This is a genomic window from Streptomyces sp. BYX5S, from assembly GCF_054724165.1.
This window is the reverse complement of sequence record NZ_CM138829.1, coordinates 1,969,116-1,992,633: the sequence shown is the minus strand read 5'-3', so window position 1 is coordinate 1,992,633 and position 23,518 is coordinate 1,969,116. Positions and strand designations below refer to the sequence as shown.

At 71.9% G+C, this 23,518-nt stretch carries 23 protein-coding genes; 15 read left to right on the top strand and 8 right to left on the bottom strand.

The window, feature by feature from the left end; all coding sequences use genetic code 11:
- Nucleotides 1-31: 31 nt before the first annotated feature.
- Nucleotides 32-1,021, top strand: coding sequence for a zinc-dependent alcohol dehydrogenase family protein (locus ACYBSK_RS08985; RefSeq protein ID WP_460245717.1), 990 nt, complete (start codon nt 32-34; stop codon nt 1,019-1,021).
- Nucleotides 1,022-1,102: 81 nt separating this feature from the next.
- Here ACYBSK_RS08985 and ACYBSK_RS08980 read toward each other — a convergent pair whose 3' ends face one another.
- A complete protein-coding gene (locus ACYBSK_RS08980) occupies nt 1,103-2,059 on the bottom strand; it encodes a PRC and DUF2382 domain-containing protein (RefSeq protein WP_457476347.1) in 957 nt (318 codons plus the stop codon).
- A gap of 244 nt (nt 2,060-2,303) precedes the next feature.
- Nucleotides 2,304-3,533, bottom strand: a complete 1,230-nt coding sequence (locus tag ACYBSK_RS08975; RefSeq protein WP_460246987.1) for a TerD family protein — start codon at nt 3,531-3,533, stop codon at nt 2,304-2,306.
- A gap of 145 nt (nt 3,534-3,678) precedes the next feature.
- Here ACYBSK_RS08975 and ACYBSK_RS08970 point away from each other — a divergent pair, with 145 nt between their 5' ends.
- Nucleotides 3,679-5,172 carry an amino acid permease gene (locus ACYBSK_RS08970; RefSeq protein ID WP_460246986.1) on the top strand — a complete coding sequence of 498 codons (1,494 nt, stop codon included), beginning with the start codon at nt 3,679-3,681 and terminating at the stop codon, nt 5,170-5,172.
- A gap of 4 nt (nt 5,173-5,176) precedes the next feature.
- Here the strand turns inward: ACYBSK_RS08970 and ACYBSK_RS08965 are convergent, their stop codons facing one another.
- Entirely contained in the window at nt 5,177-6,616 is a 1,440-nt protein-coding gene (locus ACYBSK_RS08965; RefSeq protein ID WP_460245716.1) for an alkaline phosphatase PhoX, read from the bottom strand.
- A 138-nt stretch (nt 6,617-6,754) separates the two neighbouring features.
- Between ACYBSK_RS08965 and ACYBSK_RS08960 the strand changes: the two genes are divergently transcribed.
- The 4 genes from ACYBSK_RS08960 (at nt 6,755) to ACYBSK_RS08945 (ending at nt 9,500) form a co-directional block, all read left to right on the top strand.
- Entirely contained in the window at nt 6,755-7,510 is a 756-nt protein-coding gene (locus ACYBSK_RS08960) for an SDR family NAD(P)-dependent oxidoreductase (RefSeq protein ID WP_460245715.1), read from the top strand.
- 87 nt (nt 7,511-7,597) lie between these two features.
- Entirely contained in the window at nt 7,598-7,837 is a 240-nt protein-coding gene (locus ACYBSK_RS08955) for a hypothetical protein (protein WP_457476344.1), read from the top strand.
- A 71-nt stretch (nt 7,838-7,908) separates the two neighbouring features.
- Nucleotides 7,909-9,042, top strand: coding sequence for a chymotrypsin family serine protease (locus ACYBSK_RS08950; protein WP_460246985.1), 1,134 nt, complete (start codon nt 7,909-7,911; stop codon nt 9,040-9,042).
- Nucleotides 9,043-9,053: 11 nt separating this feature from the next.
- Nucleotides 9,054-9,500 (top strand): hypothetical protein, encoded by a 447-nt coding sequence (locus ACYBSK_RS08945; protein WP_457476343.1) that lies wholly within the window; start codon nt 9,054-9,056, stop codon nt 9,498-9,500.
- Between the two features lie 190 nt (nt 9,501-9,690).
- Here ACYBSK_RS08945 and ACYBSK_RS08940 read toward each other — a convergent pair whose 3' ends face one another.
- Complete coding sequence (locus ACYBSK_RS08940; protein ID WP_457476342.1) at nt 9,691-11,127, bottom strand: hypothetical protein; 1,437 nt, start codon at nt 11,125-11,127, stop codon at nt 9,691-9,693.
- Between the two features lie 263 nt (nt 11,128-11,390).
- Here ACYBSK_RS08940 and ACYBSK_RS08935 point away from each other — a divergent pair, with 263 nt between their 5' ends.
- Nucleotides 11,391-13,226 carry an endonuclease/exonuclease/phosphatase family protein gene (locus ACYBSK_RS08935; RefSeq protein WP_457481689.1) on the top strand — a complete coding sequence of 612 codons (1,836 nt, stop codon included), beginning with the start codon at nt 11,391-11,393 and terminating at the stop codon, nt 13,224-13,226.
- Nucleotides 13,227-13,234: 8 nt separating this feature from the next.
- On the opposite strand, the gene ACYBSK_RS08930 is transcribed toward ACYBSK_RS08935, so the two are convergent.
- The 4 genes from ACYBSK_RS08930 to ACYBSK_RS08915 form a co-directional block, all read right to left on the bottom strand.
- The gene (locus tag ACYBSK_RS08930) at nt 13,235-13,987 is read right to left on the bottom strand and encodes an SRPBCC family protein (protein ID WP_457476341.1); all 753 of its coding nucleotides are present in this window, start codon (nt 13,985-13,987) and stop codon (nt 13,235-13,237) included.
- Nucleotides 13,988-14,106: 119 nt separating this feature from the next.
- The gene (locus tag ACYBSK_RS08925) at nt 14,107-14,772 is read right to left on the bottom strand and encodes a hypothetical protein (RefSeq protein ID WP_460245714.1); all 666 of its coding nucleotides are present in this window, start codon (nt 14,770-14,772) and stop codon (nt 14,107-14,109) included.
- A complete protein-coding gene (locus ACYBSK_RS08920) occupies nt 14,769-14,924 on the bottom strand; it encodes a hypothetical protein (protein ID WP_460245713.1) in 156 nt (51 codons plus the stop codon). The genes ACYBSK_RS08925 and ACYBSK_RS08920 overlap by 4 nt, the downstream gene beginning before the upstream one ends.
- Nucleotides 14,921-15,220 (bottom strand): hypothetical protein, encoded by a 300-nt coding sequence (locus tag ACYBSK_RS08915; protein ID WP_460245712.1) that lies wholly within the window; start codon nt 15,218-15,220, stop codon nt 14,921-14,923. The genes ACYBSK_RS08920 and ACYBSK_RS08915 overlap by 4 nt, the downstream gene beginning before the upstream one ends.
- Before the next feature lie 212 nt (nt 15,221-15,432).
- Between ACYBSK_RS08915 and dapA the strand changes: the two genes are divergently transcribed.
- The 8 genes from dapA (at nt 15,433) to ACYBSK_RS08875 (ending at nt 23,514) form a co-directional block, all read left to right on the top strand.
- Nucleotides 15,433-16,323, top strand: a complete 891-nt coding sequence (dapA, locus tag ACYBSK_RS08910) for a 4-hydroxy-tetrahydrodipicolinate synthase (protein ID WP_460245711.1) — start codon at nt 15,433-15,435, stop codon at nt 16,321-16,323.
- 396 nt (nt 16,324-16,719) lie between these two features.
- Nucleotides 16,720-17,118: a hypothetical protein gene (locus ACYBSK_RS08905; RefSeq protein WP_460245710.1), complete on the top strand. Its 399-nt coding sequence runs from the start codon at nt 16,720-16,722 to the stop codon at nt 17,116-17,118.
- Between the two features lie 205 nt (nt 17,119-17,323).
- Nucleotides 17,324-18,277: a hypothetical protein gene (locus ACYBSK_RS08900; protein ID WP_457476335.1), complete on the top strand. Its 954-nt coding sequence runs from the start codon at nt 17,324-17,326 to the stop codon at nt 18,275-18,277.
- A 102-nt stretch (nt 18,278-18,379) separates the two neighbouring features.
- Nucleotides 18,380-19,909, top strand: a complete 1,530-nt coding sequence (locus ACYBSK_RS08895) for a peptidoglycan-binding protein (protein WP_460245709.1) — start codon at nt 18,380-18,382, stop codon at nt 19,907-19,909.
- Nucleotides 19,906-20,610 carry an ABC transporter ATP-binding protein gene (locus ACYBSK_RS08890; protein WP_460245708.1) on the top strand — a complete coding sequence of 235 codons (705 nt, stop codon included), beginning with the start codon at nt 19,906-19,908 and terminating at the stop codon, nt 20,608-20,610. Before ACYBSK_RS08895 ends, ACYBSK_RS08890 begins: the two co-directional genes overlap by 4 nt.
- Nucleotides 20,607-21,896 (top strand): ABC transporter permease, encoded by a 1,290-nt coding sequence (locus ACYBSK_RS08885; protein WP_460245707.1) that lies wholly within the window; start codon nt 20,607-20,609, stop codon nt 21,894-21,896. The genes ACYBSK_RS08890 and ACYBSK_RS08885 overlap by 4 nt, the downstream gene beginning before the upstream one ends.
- A 153-nt stretch (nt 21,897-22,049) precedes the next feature.
- The gene (locus ACYBSK_RS08880) at nt 22,050-22,559 is read left to right on the top strand and encodes a SigE family RNA polymerase sigma factor (RefSeq protein WP_457476331.1); all 510 of its coding nucleotides are present in this window, start codon (nt 22,050-22,052) and stop codon (nt 22,557-22,559) included.
- 13 nt (nt 22,560-22,572) lie between these two features.
- Complete coding sequence (locus ACYBSK_RS08875) at nt 22,573-23,514, top strand: hypothetical protein (RefSeq protein WP_460245706.1); 942 nt, start codon at nt 22,573-22,575, stop codon at nt 23,512-23,514.
- The last annotated feature ends 4 nt before the right edge of the window (nt 23,515-23,518 follow it).

Here is a 23,518-nt window from a genome sequence, read left to right as displayed (position 1 = left end):
ACAACTCCCGTACGTGCTTTGGAGGTTGTCCATGAAGGCCGCGATCGTCGAATCGGTGGGCAAGGTCGTCGTCGGCGAGGTGCCGGACCCGACACCGGGCCCCCGCGACGTGATCGTCGAGGTCGCCGCCTGCGGGCTCTGCGGCACCGATCTGCACATCCTCCAGGGCGAGTTCGCCCCCACGCTGCCGGTGGTGCCGGGCCACGAGTTCGCGGGCACGATCGCCGAAGTGGGCTCGCAGGTAACGGAGTTGAGGGTCGGCGACCGGGTGGCGGTCGATCCGTCCCTGCACTGTCACGAGTGCCGCTACTGCCGGGCCGGACGGGGCAACCTGTGCGAGCGGTGGGCGGCGATCGGGGTGTCGACGGCGGGCGGCGCCGCGCAGTACGCGGTGGCGCCGGTCGCCAACTGCGTCCCGCTCCCCGACCACGTGGCGACCCAGGACGCGGCGCTCATCGAGCCGCTGTCCTGCGCGGTGCGCGGCTACGACGTCCTCCAGTCGCGGCTCGGCTCGCACGTGCTGATCTACGGCTCGGGCACGATGGGCCTGATGATGCTGGAGCTGGCCAAGAAGACCGGCGCGGCGAGCGTCGACGTGGTCGACCTCAACCCGGACCGCCTGGCGACCGCCCAGCGCCTCGGCGTCTCGGCGTCCGCAACCAACCCCGACGAGCTGGACCGCCCCTCGGGCTGGGACGTCGTCATCGACGCGACCGGCAACGCGGCGGCGATCCAGGACGGCCTCGGCCGCGTCGCGAAGGCGGGCACGTTCCTCCAGTTCGGCGTCGCGGACTACGCGACGCGCGTGACGATCGACCCGTACCGCATCTACAACCAGGAGATCACCATCACCGGCTCGATGGCGGTCCTGCACAGCTACGAGCGGGCGGCGGAGCTGTTCGCGGGCGGTGTCCTCGACCCGTCGGTCTTCATCAGCGACCGGCTGCCGCTCGACCAGTACCCGCAGGCGCTCGACCAGTTCGCGTCCGGCGTGGGCCGGAAGATCGTCGTGGTGCCCTGACACGGAAGCGCCCCGACACGGCAGTGCGGGCCCGGCTCCCGGCCGGGCCCGCACGACGCCTGGGGCGCGGTACCGCTGCTGTCAGTGGCGCGGCCCGCGGCGGCCGTGCTTGCCCTCGCCGGGCATGCCGCCGTCGTCCTTCGGGTTGTCGAACTCGATCTTCTCCTTGCGGACGGTGTCGGAGACCTCCTGCGTCTCCGTGACCTTCTCGGTCTCCAGCCGGACCCGCTCGACGGGAACGGTCTCCTTGCGGATGACCGGACGCTCCGCGTGCAGCGTCACCTCGGTCTCGGCCTCGCTGATCGTGCCCTTCACGCGGTCGCCCTCGCGGATCGGTTCGCGCACGACGCGGACCTCCTCGTGGGACACCGGCACCGACGTGGTGACGTTCTCCGTCTCCACCGTCTTGCGCAGGTGCGCGTGGCCGACCTCCTGCTCCTCGACGCCGACCCGCAGGCGCTCCTCGGAGCGGATCATCTCGTCGGCCTTGGGGTCGCCACCCACGCCGGACGCCGAGCGCAGGGCCGGCTCCCGCTCGGCGGCGCCCGCGTGCCGGCCGGACTCCGAGCGCGCACCGGCGGCGCCCATGGCACCCGCGGCGCCCGCCGCGCCCGCCATGCCTGCCGTGCCCGCGGCGCCCGTCGTGCCCGCGGTGCCCATGCGGCCGGTGTCGGCGAGGGGCTGCTGCCCGGTGCGGCCGTCGCCCGCGTCCATGCCGCCGCGCGTCATGCCGTAGTGCGCGTACAGCTCGGTCTTCTCGTCCTCGTCGAGGTGCTGGTCGGCGTCGACCCGCGGGGCGTCCTTGACCGCTTCCTTCGTGTACCTGACGTTGAGCCGCTCGTCGTCGTGCGTGGCACCCCTCAGCGGCACGAAGGTCTCCTTCATGCCGAAGAGGCCGGTCTTGACCGTCACCCAGTCGGCCTTGCCGGTCCTGTCATCCAGGTAGACCCGCTCGACGCTGCCGATCTTCTCCCCGGTGCGGTCGTAGGCGGTGAGCCCGACGAGGGCATCGGGGTTGTTGATCTCGCTCTGCGTCATGCGTGATCACTCCCTTCGGGACATGGAGGCGGCTGGAGGCCGCCGCGTGGGCCATGTGCCTCATGTCCCATCGCGCGGTGCGCGCGGGGAGTTCGCAACAAGGGACTTCACTCGGCGTAACCGCATCGCCTGGTCGGAGCCTTTTCGCGGCCTCATGAAGGGCCGCGGCCGGAACAGGCCCGGATACGCCGAGTGCCTCCATACGGGTGAACGGTTGGCGTCTGCCACCGCCCGCCCGCGCGGGCTACAGCGCCTGCGCCGCCGGCTTCACCATGCCGCGCACCGTCCGCGACTTCACGAAGTCGCCCATCGCGGTCATCTCCCACTCGCCGGAGAACTGCTTGATGAGCTTCGCCATCATCACGCCCGTCTGGGACTCGGCGTTCGTGAGGTCGAAGCGGACCAGCTCCTCGCCCGTCGCGGCGTCGAGGAGACGGCAGTACGCCTTGGCGACCTCGGTGAACTTCTGCCCGGAGAACGAGTTCACCGTGAAGACCAGGCCCGTGACCTCCTGCGGCAGCCGGCCGAGGTCGACCACGATCACCTCGTCGTCACCGCCGCCCTCGCCCGTGAGGTTGTCGCCGGAGTGCTTGATGGCGCCGCCGACGATCGAGAGCTTGCCGAAGTAGCAGCTGTCGATGTGGTTGCGCTGCGGCCCGTACGCGATGACCGACGCGTCCAGGTCGATGTCCTTGCCCCGGTAGGCGGGCTCCCAGCCGAGGCCCATCTTGACCTGGGACAGCAGCGGCTGACCGCCCTTCACCAGGGAGACGGTCTGGTTCTTCTGGAGGGAGACGCGGCCCTTGTCGAGGTTGATCTTGCCGGTGCCGGGCGCCGGGGCCGGTGCCGCGGCGGCGGGCGGCGCGGTGACCGGCGCGGGCGGCGCCGTGCGCGGGTCCGCGGGCGGCGTGGTGGGCGCGGGCATGGCGGCGGGCGGGGCCTGCGGGGCGGGGGCCGGGGTCGGGGCCGCCGGGGCGGCGGGCTCCTCCACCGAGACGCCGAAGTCCGTGGCGATGCCCGCCAGCCCGTTGGCGTAGCCCTGGCCGACGGCGCGCGCCTTCCACGCGCCGTTGCGCAGGTACACCTCGATGACCACCAGCGCCGTCTCCCCGCCGAGCTGCGGCGGCGTGAACGTGGCGAGGACCGAGCCGTCGTCCGCGGCGCGGATCGTGGCCGTCGGTTCGATGCCCTGGAACGTCTGGCCCGCGGCGTCCGGGCTCGCGGTGACGACGATCTTCTCGATGCCCGGCGGGACGGCGGCGGTGTCCACCGTGATCGCGTCGGGCGCCGAGCCCCCGCCGGACGTGTAGGTCACGCCCGGCCCGGAGGGCTGGTTGTAGAAGATGAAGTCGTCGTCCGAGCGCACCTTGCCGTCGGCGGTGAGCAGCAGGCCCGATACGTCGAGCCGCACGGGCGCCGTGACGTCCACCGTCACGCGCTGAGCCGTGAGCGGGATGTTCGAGCCGGGAGTCATAGCGGTCATGACAGGGGTAACGAGCGACCCCGCTTTACCGTTCCCTTACCGATGACTTTTGCCGAGGACTTTTCCCGCCCCGTCCCGGCTGCGGCGCGTAGCTGCGACGGCGGGCGCTTAATTTGCGAGAGTGCCGGGCGTGAACATGCACAAAGGCCATCAAAGCGGACCCGCGGGAGAAGACCCCCACCTGGACGACCCGATCACCGCCGAGGGCGTCACCGACGCCGGTGACCTCGGCTACGCCAAGAGTCTCCAGCCACGCCACATCAGCATGATCGCGATCGGCGGGGCGATCGGCACGGGGCTGTTCCTCGGCGCGGGCGGCAATCTCGCCAAGGCGGGCCCCGCCCTCGCGTTCGCGTACGCGATCTGCGGCGTGTTCGCGTTCTTCGTCGTGCGGGCGCTCGGCGAACTGGTCGTGCACCGGCCCTCGTCGGGCTCCTTCGTCAGTTACGCGCGCGAGTTCCTCGGTGAGCGGGGCGCGTTCGTGGCGGGCTGGATGTACGTACTGAACTGGTCGTCGGCGGGGATGGCCGACATCACGGCCGTCGCCCTGTACGTGCACTACTGGTCGATGTTCACGTCGATCCCGCAGTGGGTGCTGGCCGCGGTCGCCCTCGCGATCGTGCTGACCATCAACCTGATCTCGGTGAAGAGCTTCGGCGAGATGGAGTTCTGGTTCGCCATCGTGAAGGTGGCGGCCCTGGTGCTGTTCCTGCTGATCGGAATCTTCTTCCTGGTCACGGGGAAGCCCGTGGACGGGAACCACGACCCGGGTATCTCGCTCATCAGCGACAACGGCGGCTTCTTCCCGCTGGGCGTGCTGCCGGTCGTCCTCATCACGCAGACCGTGGTCTTCGCCTACGCGGCGGTCGAGATGGTCGGGGTGACGGCGGGCGAGACCGCGGAGCCGGAGAAGGTCGTGCCGAAGGCCGTGAACTCGATCATGTGGCGGGTCGGCATCTTCTACGTCGGCTCGGTCGTGATGCTGACGCTGCTGCTGCCGTGGACGGCGTACTCGGCGGGCGAGAGCCCCTTCGTGACCGTCCTGTCGAAGATCGGGGTGCCGTCGGCGGGCGGCATCATGAACCTGGTGGTGCTGACCGCCGCCATGTCCTCGCTCAACTCCGGCCTCTACACGACCGGCCGCATCCTGCGCTCGATGTCGATGGCCGGTTCCGCCCCGTCGTTCACGGCGCGGATGAGCGGCAGCCATGTCCCGTACGGCGGGATCCTGCTGACGGCGACGGTGGCGCTGTTCGGCGTGGCGCTGAACGCGTGGCTGCCGGAGGACGCGTTCGCCATCGTCACGAACATCTCCTCGCTCGGCGTCATCTCCACCTGGGTCATGATCATGCTCTGTCACCTGGTGTTCGTGCGCCGGGCCCGGGAGGGCCTGGTGCACCGGCCCGCGTTCCGGCTGTGGGCCTCGCCGTGGATCGAGCTGACGACGATCGCGTTCCTGCTCGCCGTCATCGTGATGATGTGGTTCGACAAGGACGGCGCGGGCCGCGACACGGTGCTGATGCTGATCCCGATCGCGGCGTGCCTGACGATCGGCTGGTACGTGGTGCGGGGGCGGGTCCACCGGATCGCCGCGGAGCGCGAGGCGCCGCCGGTGGACCCGCTCCAGTGACCGCTCAGCGCTGGCGCTTCCAGGGGCCCTTGATGGCCAGCAGGATGCCGGGGTTCTGGATGCTGGCGTAGAGGGTCGAGCCGTCGGGCGAGAAGGTGACGCCCGTCATCTCGCTGTACTCGGGCTCCTCCTCGGTGCCGATGTTCAGTTCGTTGCGCGCGATCGGGTAGGTGCGGCCCTTCTCGGTCGCCCCGAACAGGTGCTGGATGCCCTCGCCGTCCTCGGAGATGACCAGACCGCCGTACGGGGAGACGGTGATGTTGTCCGGGCCGTCGAAGGCACCGTCCTTCGACGGGTCCGGGTTCACGCCGAGCAGCACCTTCAGGGTGAGGGTGCGGCGCTTGGGGTCGTAGAACCAGACCTGTCCGTCGTGCGCGACGGGGCTCTCCTCGCGGGCGAACGAGGAGACGACGTACGCGCCGCCGTCGCCCCACCACATGCCCTCCAGCTTGCGGGCGCGGGTGATCTCGCCGTCCTTGAACTGCTTGCGCGTGGAGACCGACTTGGCGTCGCGGTCCGGGACGTCGACCCAGTCCACGCCGTACGTCGTGCCGATCCTCGTGGCGCGCGAGAGGTCGTCGACGAAGCGGCCGCCGGAGTCGAAGCAGCGGGTCGCCTGGAGCACGCCCGCGTCGTCGGCGAGGGTGCGCAGCTTGCCGCGGCCGTGCTCGAAGCCCTTCGGCGGCACCCAGCGGTAGAGCAGGCCGTTGGGGCCCGAGGCGTCCTCGGTGAGGTAGGCGTGGCCGCGCTTGGGGTCGATGACGACGGCCTCGTGCGCGAAGCGGCCGAACGCCTTGATGGGCTTCGGCGAGCGGTTGGCGCGGCGGTCGGCGGGGTCGACCTCGAAGACGTAGCCGTGGTCCTTGGTGAACCCGTTCTTGCCGGCCTTGTCCTCGGTCTCCTCGCAGGTCAGCCAGGTGTTCCACGGGGTGTGGCCGCCCGCGCAGTTGGTGGCGGTGCCCGCGATGCCGACCCACTCGGCGACCTCCCCGCCGCGGCGGACCTCGACGACGGTGCAGCCGCCGGCCGCCATCGGGTCGTAGACGAGACCCTCGGTCAGCGGCACCGGGTGCGGCCAGTTCGCGCGGGCGCCGGCCAGCTCGTGGTTGTTGACGAGCAGCGTGGCGCCGCGCGGGCCCGGGAAGGTGGCGGTGCCGTCGTGGTTGGAGGGCGTGAACTCGCCGGACTCCAGCTTGGTCTTCCCGCAGTACGTGATGACCGTGTACGAGAAGCCCTCGGGCAGCGCGAGGATGCCGTCGGGGTCGTCGATCAGCGGGCCGTAGCCGACGCCCTTGTCCCTGCCCTTGAGTACGTCGACGCCTGCGCCGTCGGTGGCGGCGAGCGCGTTCGGCGCCGTGGCCAGGGAGCCGACGGAGCCGGCGAGCGCGATGCCGGCGCCGGTGGCCGCGGACCGTGTCGTGAAGTCCCTGCGAGTGAGCGACATGTAGCTGTCTCCCGTGGAGGTGATGTGTGCGGGGGGTGGCTGACCCTGTTTTCGGCCACACGTTCTCGCTCGCGTATAAACGGCGGTTGAACACCGTCCGACGTCGAGGGGCCCTCTGCAGTGACTTCCGTGAATTCCGTGAACGTCGAACCGTCGGGCCGCCGGGTCCTCGTCTCCGGGGCCTCGCGGGGTCTGGGCAGGGCGCTCGCCCGCGCCTTCGCCGCGAACGGCGACCGGGTCGCGGTGCACTACGGCTCGCGCGAGGACGAGGCGCGGGCCACGCTCGACTCGCTGGAGGGCTCCGGGCACGTCCTGATCGGCGGCGACCTCTCCGACCCGGCGGGCGCGGCGTCCGTCGCCGACCGGGCGGCCGAGGGCCTCGGCGGCCTCGACGTGCTGGTCAACAACGCGGCCGTGAACACCCCGCACCCCCCTGCCACCACCCCGTACGAGGAGTGGGTGCGCCAGTGGCAGAGCCATGTGTCCGTGAACCTGCTCGGTACGGCGCTCCTCAGCCACCGCGCCGCGCACCGCATGATCGGGCAGGGCACGGCGGGCCGGATCGTCAACGTCGGCTCGCGCGGCGCCTTCAAGGGCGAGCCGGACCACCCGGCGTACGGGGCGACGAAGGCGGCCGTGCACGCGCTCGGCCAGTCCCTCGCGGTGGCGCTCGCGCCGCACGGCATCGGGGTGGCGTCGGTGGCGCCCGGCTTCATCGAGACGGAGCGGGTGGCGCACCGGCTGACCGACGAGGTGCGCGCGCAGAGTCCGTTCGGGCGGGTGGCGTCGGCGCAGGAGATCGCCGACGCCGTCCTGTGGCTCGCTTCCCCGGCCGCTCAGTGGGCCGCCGGTACCGTCCTCGACCTCAACGGCGCCTCGTACCTCCGTACGTGACCTCTCCGTATTTCGCGCGGAACGCCTTGACCGGTCCGCCCTGCCGCAATAGACAGACGGCAGAGGACAGTTCGGAGGTGCGGGCCGATGGACGTACGCCAGGCGCGCGGCCTCCATGAGAGCCGGCTGATGAGGCTGGCCAATGTCACCGGAGTCGGGACCGGGAAGGACGAGCACTCGGGCGAGGACGTCATCGTCGTCTTCGTGACCCGCAAAGTGCCCCGCGACCGGCTCCGTGCGGAGGACGTCGTCCCCGACACGCTCGACGGGGTACCGGTGCGGGTGCTCGCGATCGGCGACGTGCACGCCCATGACGACGAGTCGTGAGGGGCCCTCCCCCGCACTTCGACGGCAAGTCAGGGGAATAGAGGTGGTCTGGCGTGCGCCAGCCCGAATTGATGCGCGGACCGGCCGGGGGACAGCTCAGTGACAGCTCCCGGCAGCAAGCGACCAGTGACTTCCTGCGGCGCGAGGCGCCCCTTGCCAATGTGGTCGGCTTCGGCCACGGCGTGAAATGGTCCGGCGGCGAGCCGACGGGCGAGGAGGCCGTCCTCGTCTTCGTGACCCAGAAGGTGCCCGAATCCCTGCTGCCGGAACGGGATGTGATCCCTCGTCAGATGGACGACGGCACCCCGACCGACATCGTGGCCGTCGGCCACGTCTCCGCCCAGCGCCGGCAGAGCCGCCCCTCCGGCGCCCGCTCCGAGGAGGCGTACGGCCCCGACGGCGGCGTCGCCCAGCAGTACTCCGGCTCCGGCCAGTCGCTCCTGGAGGAGTACAGCGGCCCCGGCCTCTTCGAGCCCCAGCAGCTCGTGCGCCGGATGCGGCCGTGCCCCTCCGGCTTCTCCGTCGGCAACGTGACCGTCACCGCCGGCACCCTCGGCAGCGTCGTCTACGACTTCCTGCCGGGCGCCACCGTGGACCCGCCGGGCCCCGGCCTCGGCACGCCCGCCAAGTTCTACATCCTCTCCAACAACCACGTCCTCGCCGACTCCAACCGGGCCCAGTTGGGCAGCGCCATCCTCCAGCCCGGCCGGTTCGACGGCGGCACGGACCCCGCGGACCGCATCGCGACGCTGTCCCGTTTCATCACCATCCAGTTCGCCCCGCAGACGCCGCTGGAGCGGCAGAACAACGTGGTCGACTGCGCGCTCGCCGAGGTCCAGTTCCAGGACGCCACCCGTGAGCAGTACTTCAGCGGCCCGCCGCGGGCCTGGCGCCGCAAGGCGAACGTCGCGGTCGGCGACCTGGTGAAGAAGACGGGCCGGACGACGAACGTGTCCTTCGGCCGGGTCATCTCGGTCGACGCCACGATCGACGTCAACTACGGCACGGCGGGCACGGCGCGCTTCAAGGACCAGATCCTCACCACGAACATGTCGGCGGGCGGCGACTCCGGTTCGCTGGTCACATCGCTCGACAACGTGGCGGTCGGCCTGCTCTTCGCAGGCTCCTCGCAGGTCACGGTCGAGAACCACATCGAGAACGTACGCGCCCTGCTGCGCGTCGAGGTCTCCGAGCAACTGGCATAGGAGGTGACGTCATGACGACATCGGCACGCAAGGGCAAGAGCCAGTCCGGCGCGGAGCACCGCTTCCACAACCCGCAGGGCGCGGAGGTCAAGACCCGCGACGAGGCGTTCGCCACGCAGCGCGAGGTGTCCGCCGAGGCCCTGACCGTCGACTGCAAGCTGGAGCTGAACGCGGGCGCGGTCACCTTCGCCATCACCGCGAAGATCAACCCGAACACCCACCCCTTCGTGGTGACCGGCGGCCAGATCACGGCCGGCATCTGCGGTGCCCCGTGGGACATCACGGGCGGCTTCCTCGGCGACACGATCCGCCTGGACGCCAAACGCGCGGGCCAGGGCTCCTGCGCCACCACGATCACCGTGGTCGGCGAATACCAGAACCCCCCGTCCTACCGCGGCACCTACGGCTTCGACGGCGCCACCTCATCCTTCAAACACACGACGAGGTACCTCTGCTAGCACCCTCACGCCCGGCCGCCGCACACACAAGCGGCGACCGGGCACCATCAAGCCCTGCCGGCGGCCTTCAAGCCCCTCCGGCGATTGAGGAGCGGGGCCCGGGGCGGAGCCCCGATCTTTGAGCCCTTCCGGCGATTGAGGAGCGGGGCCCGGGGCAGCGCCCCGCGTCCGCAACCACGGCGCCGCGCAATCAACCACCCGCGGCGGACCGCGCCTTGAAGGCCGCCTTGCGCGCCTCCTTCGCCACCTTCTTGTCAGGATGCAACCGCCCCATCGCCTCCAACACCTCGGCGGTAGCCGGATGCTCCACCCGCCACGCCGCCGCGAAGAACCCCCCGTGCTGCGCCGCGAGCCCCTCCACCAACGCCTGCAACTCCTCCGAGTTCCCCTCGAGGGACAGCTGCGCCGCGATCGTGTCGACCGTCAGCCAGAACACCAGGTCCTGCGACGGCGCCGGCACGTCCGCGAACCCGTGCTCGGCCAGCCACACCCGGGCCAGCCCACCCAGCTCCGCGTCGTCCAGCACCTCCCTCAGCGCCGGCTCCGCCTCAGCCCCGACCAGCGACAGCGCCTGCTGACACCGCAGCCGCCGCAGCGGCGCCCACGCGTCCGCCCCGCGCGCCGCCCCCAGCAACTCCCGCGCCGCGGCCAGCGGTTCGCGCCGCGCGAGCCACCCCTCGATCTCGACCTGCGCCGCGGCCTGCGGAAACGCCGCCGTACCGTCGAGCAGCACATCGGCGCCCTTGTCGGCGAGGTCCCCGACGGCCGGCGCGTCGAGCCCCGCGTCGAGCATCCGGGCCCGGACCCCGTACAGCCCCAGCGGAGTGAGCCGCACCATCCCGTACCGGGAGACGTCCGCCTCGTCGAGGGGCTCGGCGGCCGCCTCCTCGGAGTCGATGTCGGCCATCAGCGCCTCGTCGACGGGCTGGAACTCCACGAGCCCGATCGGGTCGAGCAGCCGGAACTGGTCGTCGAGCCGCATCATCGCGTCGGAGACCTGCTCCAGCACGTCGTCCGTGGGCTCGCCCATGTCGTCGGGCACGATCATCGACGCGGCCAGCGCGGGCAGCGGCACCGACTCGTCGCCCGCCCCGCCCTCGCTGACGGTCAGCAGGTACAGATTGCCGAGCACGCCCTCCAGGAACTCGGACTCCGCCTCGGGGTCCCAGTCGAGCTGCGAGAAGTCGATCTCGCCGCCGTCCTCCATGGCGTCGACCAGGTCGTCGAGGTCCGGGACGCTCGCGTCGGCGAGCACCGTGTCGAGCGCGCCCAGCCACACCGCGAGGACGTCCGCGGGGCCGCCGGAGGTCAGCGTGCCGAGCTCCTCGCCGACGGTGACGGTGCCCGCCTCCTCGTCGACGACCTCGACGAGGCCGGTGTCGACGGCGACCCGCCAGGCCTCGCTCGCGTACGCGGCGCCGTCCTCGTCCTCAGTGAGTCCCAGCTCCGCCGCGGCCGCGGGCAACTGCTCCTCGACGAGTTCACCGCCCGCGCCGACCCGGGTCCCGGGACCGGCCCAGCGGGCGAGCCGCACCGCGCGGGACAGCAGGGGGGTGGCAAGGGCGTCCCGCGCCAGCTCCGCTTCGGCGGGCAGCCGCACCGGCGGCAGGGGGGAGCTGTCTGACATCGGCTGGTTCTCCTCAAGGGCGTACGTTGCGACCGCCAAGCGTAGACGGATTTGCACCCATGCTGCCGGGTTCATGTACCGGTCAGGTTCCCCTCATGTCCCCGACGTCCGGGAAACCTTGACAACTCGCGCGCGGAGGACGGAAATTGACGCGCGTAGAAGAAGACGGGGGCCCACGGCGCGTGCGCGCCGCCCCGTCCCCGGTCCCGCTCCGCCACCGCGTCCCGGCGCTCGCCGACCGCACGTTCCCGGAGGAACCCCGTATGCCGAGCAAGCCCGCCCTGTCCCGCTCGCGCCTCGCCGCGCTCGCCGTCGCCTGCGCCGCGGTGTCCGGCACCCTCGCCACCGTCCCCGCCCACCCGGCCGCCGCCGCCGATGTCGCCATCCACGACATCCAGGGCGCCACCCGGACGTCCCCGCTCGCCGGACAGCAGGTCACGGGCGTGACGGGGGTGGTGACGGGCGTCAGAACGTACGGCTCGTCCCGCGGCTTCTGGTTCCAGGACACCCGGCCGGACGCCGACCCGGCGACCAGCGAGGGTGTCTTCGTCTTCACGAGCTCCACGCCCACGGTGCGGGCGGGCGACGCCGTCACCGTCTCCGGCACGGTCACCGAGTACGTGCCCGGCGGCGCCTCGTCCGGCAACCAGTCGGTGACCGAGCTGACGAAGCCGACCGTCACCGTGACCTCCTCCGGCAACCCGGTGCCGGTCACGACCGTCAACGCCAAGTCGATCCCCGACCGGTACACGCCGCAGGGCGACCCGGCGGCGAACGGCTCCGTCAACAGCCTGCCGCTGCGGCCCCGCGCGTACGCCCTCGACTACTACGAGTCCCTGGAGGGGCAGAACGTCCGCGTCGGCTCCTCGCGGGTGGTGACCGCGTCCGACGCGTACGGCGAACTGTGGGTCACGGTGAAGCCGCACGAGAACCCCACCAAGCGCGGCGGCACCCGCTACGCCTCGTACGAGGACCAGAACGGCGGCCGGCTCCAGATACAGTCGCTCGGCGCGCTCGCGGACTTCCCCGCCGCCGATGTCGGCGACGTCCTCACCGGCACCACCGAGGGCCCGCTCGACTACAGCCAGTACGGCGGATACACGCTGGTGGCACGGGAGTTGGGGGCGCTGCGGCAGTCCGGCCTCGAACGGGAGACGACGCGCGCGCAGAAGTCGGGCGAGCTGGCCGTGGCGACGTACAACGTGGAGAACCTCGATCCGTCCGACGCCACCTTCGACGCGCACGCGGCGGCGATCGTCGGCCATCTGCGCTCGCCCGACATCGTGTCCCTGGAGGAGATCCAGGACGACAACGGCGCGAAGAACGACGGGACGGTCACCGCCGGCGCGACGATGGGCAAGCTGATCGACGCGATCGTCGCCGCGGGCGGACCGCGCTACGACTGGCGTTCGATCGACCCGGAGAACAACAAGGACGGCGGCGAGCCTGGCGGCAACATCCGCCAGGTCTTCCTGTTCAACCCGGACCGCGTCTCGTTCACGGACCGTCCCGGCGGCGACGCCACCACGGCCGTCGGCGTCACGACCGAGAAGGGGAAGGCGGCGCTGACGGCCTCCCCGGGCCGCGTGGCCCCGGCCGACGCCGCGTGGGCGAACAGCCGCAAGCCGCTGGCCGGCGAGTTCACGTTCCGCGGCAAGCGCGTCTTCGTGGTCGCCAACCACTTCGCGTCCAAGGGCGGCGACCAGGGCCTGACCTCCCAGTACCAGCCGCCCGCGCGCTCCTCGGAGACGCAGCGGCACGCGCAGGCGACGGCGGTGAACACCTTCACGAAGGACATCCTCGCCGCGCAGCGGGACGCGGACGTGATCGTGCTCGGCGACATCAACGACTTCGAGTTCTCCGGCACGGCGCGGCGCCTGGAGGCGGGCGGTGCGCTGTGGTCGGCGATCAAGTCGCTGCCGAAGCACGAGCGGTACACGTACGACTACCAGGGCAACAGCCAGGTCCTCGACCAGATCCTGATCAGCCCGTCGATCCGGGCGAAGGACGCGTTCGCGTACGACAGCGTCCACATCAACAGCGAGTTCCACGACCAGATCAGCGACCACGACCCGCAGGTGCTGCGCTTCCGCCCGTAGGGCGCAGTTCAGGCGAAGAGCTGATTCAGCCAGTCGCCCCACTCGGTCTCGTTGCGCCGCGCGTCGGCGTCCGCGGCGAAGTCGTGGACGCTGATGCCGAGCGGCGCGCCCCAGCGGCCGCGGCCGAAGAAGCGGTACAGGGCGTCGTCGGTGCGCAGGCCGAGGAAGTGCGCGTCGCGGTAGTCGAGGACCGCGTCCAGGGCCCGCCCCGCCGGGCCCTGGACGCGTACCCGCGCGCCCTCCGCGGCGTCGGCGGGCAGGTTGAGGGCGCGGCCGACCGCGGTGAGCGCCTCGGGCCCCGCGGAGACGGCGGGGCCGTCGAGGGTGGCGAAGGCGACCGGGCGGCCCGCGAAGTACGTCACGTACTGGCGCAGGGTGTGCAGATAGAAGTCGGTGTGCTTGTCGGCGGCGTCGTGGTGACCGGCCCAGTCCTCGGTGAAGACGCCGCTGTGGACGTAGCGGACCCAGGAGCGGCCGCCGCCGTCGCGCGGCTCGATGGTCCAGTCGAGCTGATTGAGGGGCTGGCCGGGCGGGAGCGCGGCCGGGGCGTCGGAGCGGGCGGTGAGCCGGCGCGGCGGGTCCCAGACGGTCAGCACGGACCGGAAGGGCCCCTCGCCGCCCTCCTTGGCCTCGTACGCCATGGGCCACAGCCAGCCGCCCGCGCCCTGCGTGACGGCCTCCCACACCTGCTCGGGGGCGGCATCGACCTCGAACTCGCGCGGGATCTCGAACGGTTTGCCGTCACCGCGGGACCCGGTCATGACTGCCGCCTTCGTCGCATGGCTCCACGGTCTCCCGGAACCCGCGCTCCGTCCAGGCGAGGGAGCCGGTCGCGCGGCGGGCGGACGCGCGGCCGCTCGGGCCGCCCCCGCCCGAGGCGCTACTTCTCGCCGCCCATCGCCCGGCCGAGCCGCGCCAACTGGCCCTGGAACCAGTCGAGTCGGGCCTGCAACAGGGCGGCCTCCGCCGCCAGTTCCGGCATGCCGGGGGCGGCTCCGCGCGCTTCGGCCCCCGGCGCGGCGAGCACCCGCAGCCCGTCACCGGCGAGCCGCGCGAACACCTGGAGGGTCCAGCGCGCCCGGCCGCCCGCGCAGCCCCCGCACGCCGGCTCCACCGCCCACCAGCCCTCGCGCCCCCACCCGGCGTCGGCCAGCACGGCGGCCTCGGCGCCGCACGGGCAGGGCCCGACGGTGGCGGTGCGCACCCGCTGGCGGCCGTAGCGGAAGCCGCGCTCGAACCGGATGTAGGGGCCGAGGACGGAGACCTCCAGGAGCGTCGCCCTGCGGTGCTCGGCGTGCGCCAGCATCCCTTCGGCGTCCCGGCGCTCGTGAACGCAGTGGAAACCGCAGTCGCAGCGCCGGTGCGGCGCGCGGTGCCGCCGCCCGTAGACGCAGCGCGCCTCGTCGAGCACCCGGTAGGGCGCGGCGGCGCCCAGGGAGACTCCGAGGAAGCCGGCGCGTCGGCCGTCCGCGTCGAGCACGGGGTGGGCGATCTTGTATCCGGTGGGCGGCTCCGTCGGACGCTCCTCGGGAAGCCGGAGCCTCATCGCGCGGCCGGGACCTCGGCGGGCTCCGGTGCGGCGTCGCGCGCAGCGGCCTCGGTCGTCAACTCCTGTGGCAGCTCGTCCACTTCGGGCCTCGCGGTGTCCTGCGGCGCTTCTTCGGCGATTCCGGTGGCGAGTGCTTTTCCGAGCCTCATGCTGCCTCCCCTGAACGGCCTTCGGCGACCCGGTCACCGGTCACCGACCTCTCATGGTGGCGCATGTGCCCGGTTTTGGCACCAGTGCGTCCGGCGTCGCACATCAGCAGGGCGTGCTGATCGGCCACCACCGCCTCGGCCACGGCGACCGCCCGCTCCCCCGCGAGCCGCAGCCCCGCCTGCGACCAGGGCTCGGGCGCCGGGTTACGGCGCCGCCACCAGGCGGCGCACGCGGCGTAGATCCCACTCGCACACATCACGGCGGGCGCGGCAAGCGCCACCACCAGGTCTCGCACTTCAAGCACCTCACGAACGGGCCGGCGTCTCCACTCAGTTGATCGGGTTCCCGTCGCACCGCCTGAAGCACGCGTTCCGGCCAAAAACGAGCGCGCGTGGGCGAGTTCGAGCCTTTTCGTTCCTTTTCCGCCACGACTCTTCAGCGATGCTCCGCACCACCTCGTAGCGGAATTAAGTGGAGCTGCACAGTCACGAGGCCGACACTCCCCTCATGACCGACAAGACCACCCGATCCGCCCCGTTCAACCGTGCGCTGTGCGCCATGGTCACGCCCTTCACGCCGTCGGGCGCGCTCGACCTCGACGCCGCCCAGCGACTCGCCGACCGTCTCGTCACCGAAGGCTGCGAGGGACTCGTCCTGTCCGGCACGACCGGCGAGTCCCCGACCACGACGGACACCGAGAAGACGGACCTCGTACGGGCGGTGCGCGCCGCGGTCGACGGCCGCGCCACGGTCGTCGCCGGCGTCGGCACGTCCGACACCGCTCACACGATCGAACTCACCCGTCAGGCCGAACGAGCGGGCACCGACGGCGCGTTGGTGGTCACCCCGTACTACAGCCGGCCGCCCCAGGACGCGGTCGAGGCGCACTTCCGCGCCGTCGCCGACGCAACGGAACTTCCCCTGATGCTCTACGACATCCCCGGCCGCACCGGCACCCGCATCGAACCGGAGACCATGATCCGGCTGGCCGCGCACCCCCGGATCGTCGCCGTCAAGGACTGCGCGTACGACCTGCTCGGCACGGAACGCGTCATGTGCGAGACGGACTTGGCGTACTACACGGGCTGCGACGAGTACGTACTGCCGCTCTACGCCCTGGGCGGCGCGGGCTACGTCTCGACGGTGTCGAACGTGGCGCCCGCGGCCTTCCGCGCCGTCATCGACGCCTACGACGCAGGGGACACGGCCGAGGCGGCGCGGCGCCAGCGGCTCACCGTCCCGCTGACCCAGTTGATGATGAACGCGGGCCTGCCCGGCACGGTCACCGTCAAGGCGCTCCTCGGCGGCCCGGTCCGCCCGCCCCTGCGGTCCGCCGACCCGGAGACCACCGCGGCCCTGCGCGCAGCACTCGATCATTTGTTCGTCGAACAGGGGTGAAGTTCGGCCAACATCCGCGACGTGGTGCGCCCGCTTCATCCCGATTGCGGCGGATGGAATGAAGGCATCCAAATGCGTGGCCAGTATTCCACTTAAACGGAAATCAAGGACTTTCCCTGCTATTTCCGAACCTCTCGGTGATCGCGCTCCGTCGCCGCTCCCGGACCGCACCAGGAGCGGGGTAGCGGTGCGTGATCAGCGGACCGGCGCAGGTCGCGATGAACCGGTTCAGGCCACCGAGATCAACTCTGTTGTTCCGGGGTGACCGGACGCCTACATTTCCTGCCGGGCGCCGCCGGGAGTGATCGTGAGAGCGCATCAGGTGGCGTCAACTACCCCAGAAAGAACGGCAGTTGATCTTCCGGATGCCGCCGTTCCCGAACGAAGGACATGTTCATGCGTGTCAGAAGACTGGTCGTGGCCGGTGCCGTCACCCTCGCGGGTATCGGCACCGCGCTGTCGACCGCCGGTACCGCGAACGCCGCCGAGTCCTGCACCAGCGGTTACGCGTGCCTCTACTACAACAGCAACTACTCCGGTGCCTTCTACCGGCAGTACTTCGACATCTCCAACTACGCCGGCTACTACTTCAGCGCCAGCGCCGCCGGCAGCGCCGGTGCCGGCCAGCCGGTGAAGAACAACACGGCGTCCGTGGACAACTGGGACTTCTACAACGGCATCCGCATCTACTACAACAGCGGCTTCACCGGGGCTTCCCAGTCCATCGGCGCCGGCGGTCAGGCCAACCTGAACACGACGCTCAAGAACGAGAACGCGTCGGGCAAGTTCTACTAGGCCGACCCGACAGGCCGACCTGGTTCATCGGTACGCCACCCGCCGCCCTCCACCTCTGTAACGGATCGCGGTGCGCAAGGCGTCTGACGAAGTGAACAAGAGGGTGTGCTGCCCAATGCAGCTGGGCAGCACACCCCGCTTCGCAGTCTAGCCAGTGGCCTTCCCGTCCGAGAGAACCAACGTCACCCGAAGGATGAGCATCCCCATGCGCAGGCACCCTCTCTCCCTCTCCCTGATCGCGTTCGGCGGCATCGCCGCCGTGCTGGCCGTCACCGGCTGCGACTCCTCCTCCGGCTCGGACGGCTCCGGGGGCGCCACCGGGAGCGGCGCGCCGCGCACCGCGGCCGTGCCCAAGCTGGCCTCGACGACGGACAAGTCGCTGCCGGTCGAGGCGTACATGTACACCAAGGACCAGACCGACCAGCTGAACAACGCGGTCGTGACGCTCCGTCAGGACTGCATGAAAGACTTCGGGTTCCCGTACCAGGACCAGAAGGCACAGGGCATGTACCAGCCCAAGAGCATCACGCAGTTCCGGTACGGCATGACCGACGCCGACGAAGTGGCCGTGCACGGCTACAAGCCCGCGGGCTCCGAGAAGAAGGTCGTCAAGCCGGCCCCCCTGAAGCTGTCGCCCGCCGCGACCACGGCCCTGACCGGCACCGAGGACGCGAACGTCAAGCCGGGCTCGACCGAGGCCAAGGGCGGTCAGGACATCAACGGCAAGAAGGTCCCGGCCGGCGGCTGCATCGGGCAGGCCAACCGCAAGCTGGGCGCCACCTCCGCGCAGGGCTTCGGCGACGCCCCCGTCGTCGTGAAGGTCAACACCGACAGCTGGGCCAAGTCGTACAACGACAAGCGGGTCCGGGCGGTGTTCACCAAGTGGTCGGCCTGCATGAAGGAGAAGGGCTACACCTACGCCGACCCGATGAAGGCCAGCGACGACCCGCAGTGGCAGAAGACGACCACCGCCACCCCGCGCGAACAGCAGGTCGCCTCCGCGGACGTCGCCTGCAAGCGGAAGTACAACGTGCTGGGCGTCTGGTACGCCGTCGACGTCGCCTACCAGAAGCAGATGATCGAGCAGAACGCCGAGGCGCTGGACGACGTGAAGAAGCGGATGGACAAGCAGTTGAAGCTGGCGGCCGATCTCGCGTAACGCGGCGGGCACTTCGAGGCGTCCACGACGTGTGAAGTGCGGATCGGGACCTGACGGTCACCAGACGACGAGTGCCGGGCGCCACCGGCCTGGAGAGACGCGATGATCGAATCCGAAGCCCGCAGCGCCCGCGACACCGCCGACGTGCCGGGCCAGGAGGAAGTACAGGCCGGCGGCCCGCCGCGGACGGGGCGCGGCCGACGGCGGCGCGGCGGCGGGACACCGGCCGAGGACGGCGGCGCGGCCTCCGGGCTCGGGCGGCGGCGCCGGGTCGTGGCCCTCGTCGCGGGCGGCGCGCTGGTGCTGACCGGCGCCGGTGTCGCCGCGTCGCTGGTGGTCAGGTCGCCCGCGCAGGTCGCGGCCGAGGCCAAGGCCCCGCACCAGGGCGTACTGACCGCGCCCGTGGAGAAGCGGGTGCTGAAGGACTCCGTCGTGCTGCGCGGCACGGTGGTGGCCGGGCAGTCCGTCGACGTCCAGGTGTCGAGCGCGGCGGGCGGTACGGGCACCAGCCGGGCCGTCGTCACCAAGGCGCCCAAGCCGGTCGGCGCGAAGGTCACGGCGGGGCAGGTGATCGCCGAGGTCTCCGGGCGTCCGGTGTTCGCGCTCAAGGGGCGGGTGCCGGTCTACCGGGACCTGAAGTCCGGGGCCACCGGCGACGACGTGGCCCAACTCCAGTCCGCCCTGGCCGACTTGGGGCACGCCTCGAACCCGGACGCGCGCGGCACCTTCGGCTCCGGCACCCGCCGCGCCCTGGCCGCGTTCTACACCTCCATCGGCTACGACCCGGTCTCCGCGCAGACCGACGGCGCCACCGCGGTGCAGGACGCGCAGGACGCCGTGACCACGGCCGAGCGGACGGCGCAGGACGCCGAGGACGCCCGCGACGCGCGCTCGACGCAGGAGACCCGGCGGGCCGCGGAGCGCGCCGAGCAGGATCTGGAGCGGGCCCGCACGCGGCTGAGCGAGGCGCAGGCCGAGGCGGGGCCCATGCTCCCGGCCTCGGAGGTCGTGTACCTGTCGGCGTTCCCGGCGCGGGTGGACAGTGTGTCCGCGGTGCTGGGCTCGGCCGTCACCGGCAAGGTGATGACGCTGTCGGCGGGCCGCCTCGTCGTGGACGGCTACCTCCAGGAGGCCCAGAAGGGCCTGGTCAGGGCCGGGCAGAAGGCAGAGGTCCTGCAAGAGCAGACCGGCACGACGACCAAGGCGAAGGTGCGGTCGGTCGCGGACACCCCCGAGGCCGCCGAGCAGAGCGACGACGGCTCCGCCGCGTCGGACGCGGGCGGCGAGTCGGGCTCCGGTCAGCAGTCCGCGGCGCAGGGCTACCGGATGGTCGTGGCGCCCGACACCCCGCTCGCCTCGGGCGCGGTCGGCCAGGACGTGCGGCTCACCGTCGAGGCGGCGTCCACCGAGGGCGAGGCGCTCGTCGTCCCGGTCTCCGCCGTCTCCGCCGCGTCGGACGGCGGCACGGTCGTCACCGTCGTCACGTCGAGTGGGAAGCAGCGCAGGGTCGCGGTCCGCACCGGCACCAACGGCGACGGCTATGTCGAGGTCAGGCCGGTGGACGGCGCGGCCCTCGCCGAGGGCGACGAGGTCGTCACCGGGGTCCGGTCCGGCTCGGGGGACGCCGGGTGAGCGGCGCCGAAGGGGCGGCGCGACCGCCCGTCATCGAGTTCCAGCGGGTCGCCCTGACCTATCCGGGACCCCCTCCCGTACCGGCCCTGCTGCCCTGTGAACTCCGCATCGAACAGGGCGAGTTCGTGACCGTGGTCGGCCCGTCCGGGTCCGGCAAGTCGACGTTCCTGAACATCGCGGGGCTGCTCGACGCGCCCACCGAGGGCCGCTACCTGCTCGACGGCATCGACACCGGCGCGCTGCGCGACAGCGACCGCACGGCGCTGCGCGGCCGGCGCATCGGGTTCGTCTTCCAGTCCTTCCACCTGCTGCCGCACCGCAGCGCCCGCGAGAACGTGCAGCTGGCCATGGTCTACAACGACACTCCGCGCGCCGAACGCGCGGGCCGTGCCCGGCAGGCGCTGGAGCAGGTCGGGCTCGGGCACCGGCTGGACGCGGCGCCGACCCGGCTGTCGGGCGGTGAGCGCCAGCGGGTGGCGATCGCCCGCGCGCTGGTGTCGCGGCCCTCGCTGCTGCTGTGCGACGAGCCCACCGGCAACCTCGACAGCAAGAACGCCGAGTCGGTCCTCGTCCTCCTCGAAGAGCTGCACCGCTCGGGCATGACGGTCCTCGTCATCACGCACGACCCGGCCGTCGCGGCGCGCGGCGCCCGTACGGTGGCCATCCGCGACGGTGTCCTGCACGAGCGGGTGGCGGTATGAGCCGGCACCGCGGCGCCGACCGGCGCCGTCCCGCCCTGCGGTGGCCGGGCCGCGGGCGCGGCGACCGGGCCGTCGAGCCGTCCGTGCTCAACCCGCGCGACCTGCTCGCCGAGTCACTCGCCGGGGTGCTCCAGCGTCCGGCCCGCTCCGCCCTCACCGCGCTCGGCACCGTCCTCGGCGTCGGCACGTTCGTGGCGATCCTCGGGCTCACGGCGACGACGTCCTCGCAGATCGACTCCCGCTTCAACGCGCTGACCGCGACCGAGGTCAACATCGAGGACGTGGGCATCGAGCAGAACGAGTTCGTCCACCTCGCCTTCCCCAAGGACGCCGACCAGCGGGTGGAGCGGCTCTCCGGGGTCGAACACGCCGGTGTGTACTGGACGGTGGACACCCGCGGCACCGACGCCACCGTCCGCTCCTCGCCCGTCGGCGACGCGGCGGACGGCGAGCGGGCGGGCATCGTCGCCGCGTCGCCGGGCGTCATCGAGGCGGCGGTGCCGCACATGGCACAGGGCCGGATCTACGACGAGTACGCGGAGAGGACCGCGCAGCCCGTCGTCGTGATCGGCGCCGGCATGGCGCGGCGGCTCGGCATCACCACCCTGGAGACGCGGCCCGCGCTGTTCATTGGGGACCAGCCGTTCACCGTCGTCGGCATCGTCGACGACGTGGAGCGCAAGGCGGACCTGCTGCTGTCGGTCGTCGTCCCGCGCTCCACCGCGCTGAAGACGTGGGGCGAGCCGCAGGCCGGCGGCGCCAAGATGCTCGTCTCCACGAAGATGGGCGCCGCCCGCCAGGTCGCCCGCCTCGCGGCGACGGCCCTGCGCCCCGACCACCCCGAGTACTTCAAGTCCGTCCCGCCACCGGACCCGCGCACCCTGCGCGGCAACGTCACGGACGACCTCCAGCAGCTCTTCCTGCTGCTCGCCGCGATCTGCCTGGTCATCGGCGCGGTCGGCATCGCCAACACCACGCTCGTGGCGGTCCTGGAACGCACCGGGGAGATCGGGCTGCGGCGTGCGCTGGGGGCCCGGGGCGGCCACATCACGGCGCAGTTCCTCGCGGAGTCCGGGGCGATGGGCGCGCTGGGCGGGCTGATCGGGACGAGCCTCGGCACCCTGACCGTCGTGGGCGTCGCCATCGCCCGGGACTGGACGCCGGTGCTGCACACGTCGACGGTGGCGTCGGCGCCGGTCATCGGGCTGGTGACCGGTGTGGTGGCGGGTCTGTACCCGGCGTGGCGGGCGGCCCGCATCCAGCCGGCGGAGGCGCTGCGGCGCTGAATCCGCGTACGTTCGGGGCCCTCGGACCGATCCGGTCCGGGGGCCCCGAACGCGTGCGGGCAGAACGGAAATCGACACCGGGAAGCTGTAACGCGACCACCGTGCCAAGGCGTCAAAGGTGTGGAGCGTACGCATGGTCAGGAGGGGACCCAGATGCGCGGATCAGCGCACCGGACCGAGGAGATGGAGGAGTTCATGCGGACCATCAGCCCGAGCCTGCTCCGGGCGGCGCTGCTGGTCTGCGGGGACCACCATCTCGCCGAGGACCTGGTGCAGACGACCCTGGGCAAGGTCTTCGTCTCCTGGCGACGGGTACGCAAGGCCGATCACCCACCGGCGTACGTGCGCGCGATGCTGATGCGCACCTACCTCTCGTATGCCCGGCTGCATCGGACATACGAGAAGCCGGTGGGTGAGCTGCCGGAGCAGTTGTCCGGCGCCCACGACCCGGCCCTGCGGCTGACGCTGGTGAACGCACTGGCACAGCTTCCGCCGCGGGACCGGGCCGTGGTCGTCCTGCGCTACTGGGAGGACCGCAGCGTCGCCCAGACGGCGGCCGAACTGGGCCTGAGCGAGGGCAATGTGCGCATCCGCAGCATGCGGGCGCTGAAGGTCCTGCGCGGCGCCCTGGCGGGCCAGCACGACATCCTCACGGGGAAGTAGGGAGGGAGCGGAGATGACACGAGCGGACCACCGCCGGGCGGGGGACGACACGGCCGACCGGCGGCAAGCGGACTTCGAGCGGCACCTGAGCACCCTCCTGGACGGTTACGCGAACGACGCGCCCGTCCGCACCGACACCCTGGTGGCCGGGGGCCTGACCCGCGGCCGCCGGATGCGCGCCCGCCGCAGGGCGCTGTGGGGCGCGGGCACCGCGGCGTGCGCGGGCGCGCTCACCGTGGTGGTCCTGGTCTCGGGCGGCGCCCCGAACCCGGCACCGTCGCAGGCGAGCGGCGTCACCATCCCCGACTTCTCCCCGGCCGCCGCCTCCGCGTCGGGGACGCCGCTGACCGGGAAGCAGGCGGTGACGGAACTCCGCGGCCTGCTGCCGGACAACGGTACGACGGGGGCCCGCTGGTGGGACGGCGCCGCCGAGGACGCGAAGCGCCCCGCGGCGGGCGGCCGCCTCCTGCTGCACGGCACCGAGGTCACGGTCAGCGTGCAGGGCAACTTCCAGCTGACGGCCGCAGACGCCCTCACCAAGGAGGCGGCCCGCGAGTCGTCGCGGGCGACGGACAAGAGCGGAGCGGTGTCCCCCGACAAGTCGGCGGCGGCGCGGCACGCCGAGGACGGCAAGCGAACGCAGCCGGCCTCCCGCGCGCAGCTGCGCACGTTCTACTCCTGCCCCGCCCGGTCGGCCCCCGGCACGACCCTCTCCGACTGCTCGGCGCGCAACCTCTCCGACGGCTCGGTCCTGCTCACGTACCAAGAGCGCCACGGCGACCTGGTGCAGCGCACCGCCGACCTGCTCCGCAAGGACGGCACCCGCGTGGTCCTGACGGCGGCCAACGCGGAGAACGCGAAGAAGGGCCCGCCAAACACACCCACTCCCCCCTTGACGTCGACGGAACTCTCCGACCTGGCCCGCTCGACGACCTGGCACCCCTGGTCCCCCTGACCCA

Excerpts from the sequence above, each read along its gene's own strand:
- ACYBSK_RS08985 (WP_460245717.1), top strand. The coding sequence starts at position 32 with ATGAAGGCCGCGATCGTCGAATCGGTGGGCAAGGTCGTCGTCGGCGAG.
- ACYBSK_RS08980 (WP_457476347.1), bottom strand. The coding sequence starts at position 2,059 with ATGACGCAGAGCGAGATCAACAACCCCGATGCCCTCGTCGGGCTCACC.
- ACYBSK_RS08975 (WP_460246987.1), bottom strand. The coding sequence starts at position 3,533 with ATGACTCCCGGCTCGAACATCCCGCTCACGGCTCAGCGCGTGACGGTG.
- ACYBSK_RS08970 (WP_460246986.1), top strand. The coding sequence starts at position 3,679 with ATGCACAAAGGCCATCAAAGCGGACCCGCGGGAGAAGACCCCCACCTG.
- ACYBSK_RS08965 (WP_460245716.1), bottom strand. The coding sequence starts at position 6,616 with ATGTCGCTCACTCGCAGGGACTTCACGACACGGTCCGCGGCCACCGGC.
- ACYBSK_RS08955 (WP_457476344.1), top strand. The coding sequence starts at position 7,598 with ATGGACGTACGCCAGGCGCGCGGCCTCCATGAGAGCCGGCTGATGAGG.
- ACYBSK_RS08950 (WP_460246985.1), top strand. The coding sequence starts at position 7,909 with ATGCGCGGACCGGCCGGGGGACAGCTCAGTGACAGCTCCCGGCAGCAA.
- ACYBSK_RS08945 (WP_457476343.1), top strand. The coding sequence starts at position 9,054 with ATGACGACATCGGCACGCAAGGGCAAGAGCCAGTCCGGCGCGGAGCAC.
- ACYBSK_RS08940 (WP_457476342.1), bottom strand. The coding sequence starts at position 11,127 with ATGTCAGACAGCTCCCCCCTGCCGCCGGTGCGGCTGCCCGCCGAAGCG.
- ACYBSK_RS08935 (WP_457481689.1), top strand. The coding sequence starts at position 11,391 with ATGCCGAGCAAGCCCGCCCTGTCCCGCTCGCGCCTCGCCGCGCTCGCC.
- ACYBSK_RS08930 (WP_457476341.1), bottom strand. The coding sequence starts at position 13,987 with ATGACCGGGTCCCGCGGTGACGGCAAACCGTTCGAGATCCCGCGCGAG.
- ACYBSK_RS08925 (WP_460245714.1), bottom strand. The coding sequence starts at position 14,772 with ATGAGGCTCCGGCTTCCCGAGGAGCGTCCGACGGAGCCGCCCACCGGA.
- ACYBSK_RS08920 (WP_460245713.1), bottom strand. The coding sequence starts at position 14,924 with ATGAGGCTCGGAAAAGCACTCGCCACCGGAATCGCCGAAGAAGCGCCG.
- dapA (WP_460245711.1), top strand. The coding sequence starts at position 15,433 with ATGACCGACAAGACCACCCGATCCGCCCCGTTCAACCGTGCGCTGTGC.
- ACYBSK_RS08905 (WP_460245710.1), top strand. The coding sequence starts at position 16,720 with ATGCGTGTCAGAAGACTGGTCGTGGCCGGTGCCGTCACCCTCGCGGGT.
- ACYBSK_RS08900 (WP_457476335.1), top strand. The coding sequence starts at position 17,324 with ATGCGCAGGCACCCTCTCTCCCTCTCCCTGATCGCGTTCGGCGGCATC.
- ACYBSK_RS08895 (WP_460245709.1), top strand. The coding sequence starts at position 18,380 with ATGATCGAATCCGAAGCCCGCAGCGCCCGCGACACCGCCGACGTGCCG.
- ACYBSK_RS08885 (WP_460245707.1), top strand. The coding sequence starts at position 20,607 with ATGAGCCGGCACCGCGGCGCCGACCGGCGCCGTCCCGCCCTGCGGTGG.
- ACYBSK_RS08880 (WP_457476331.1), top strand. The coding sequence starts at position 22,050 with ATGCGCGGATCAGCGCACCGGACCGAGGAGATGGAGGAGTTCATGCGG.
- ACYBSK_RS08875 (WP_460245706.1), top strand. The coding sequence starts at position 22,573 with ATGACACGAGCGGACCACCGCCGGGCGGGGGACGACACGGCCGACCGG.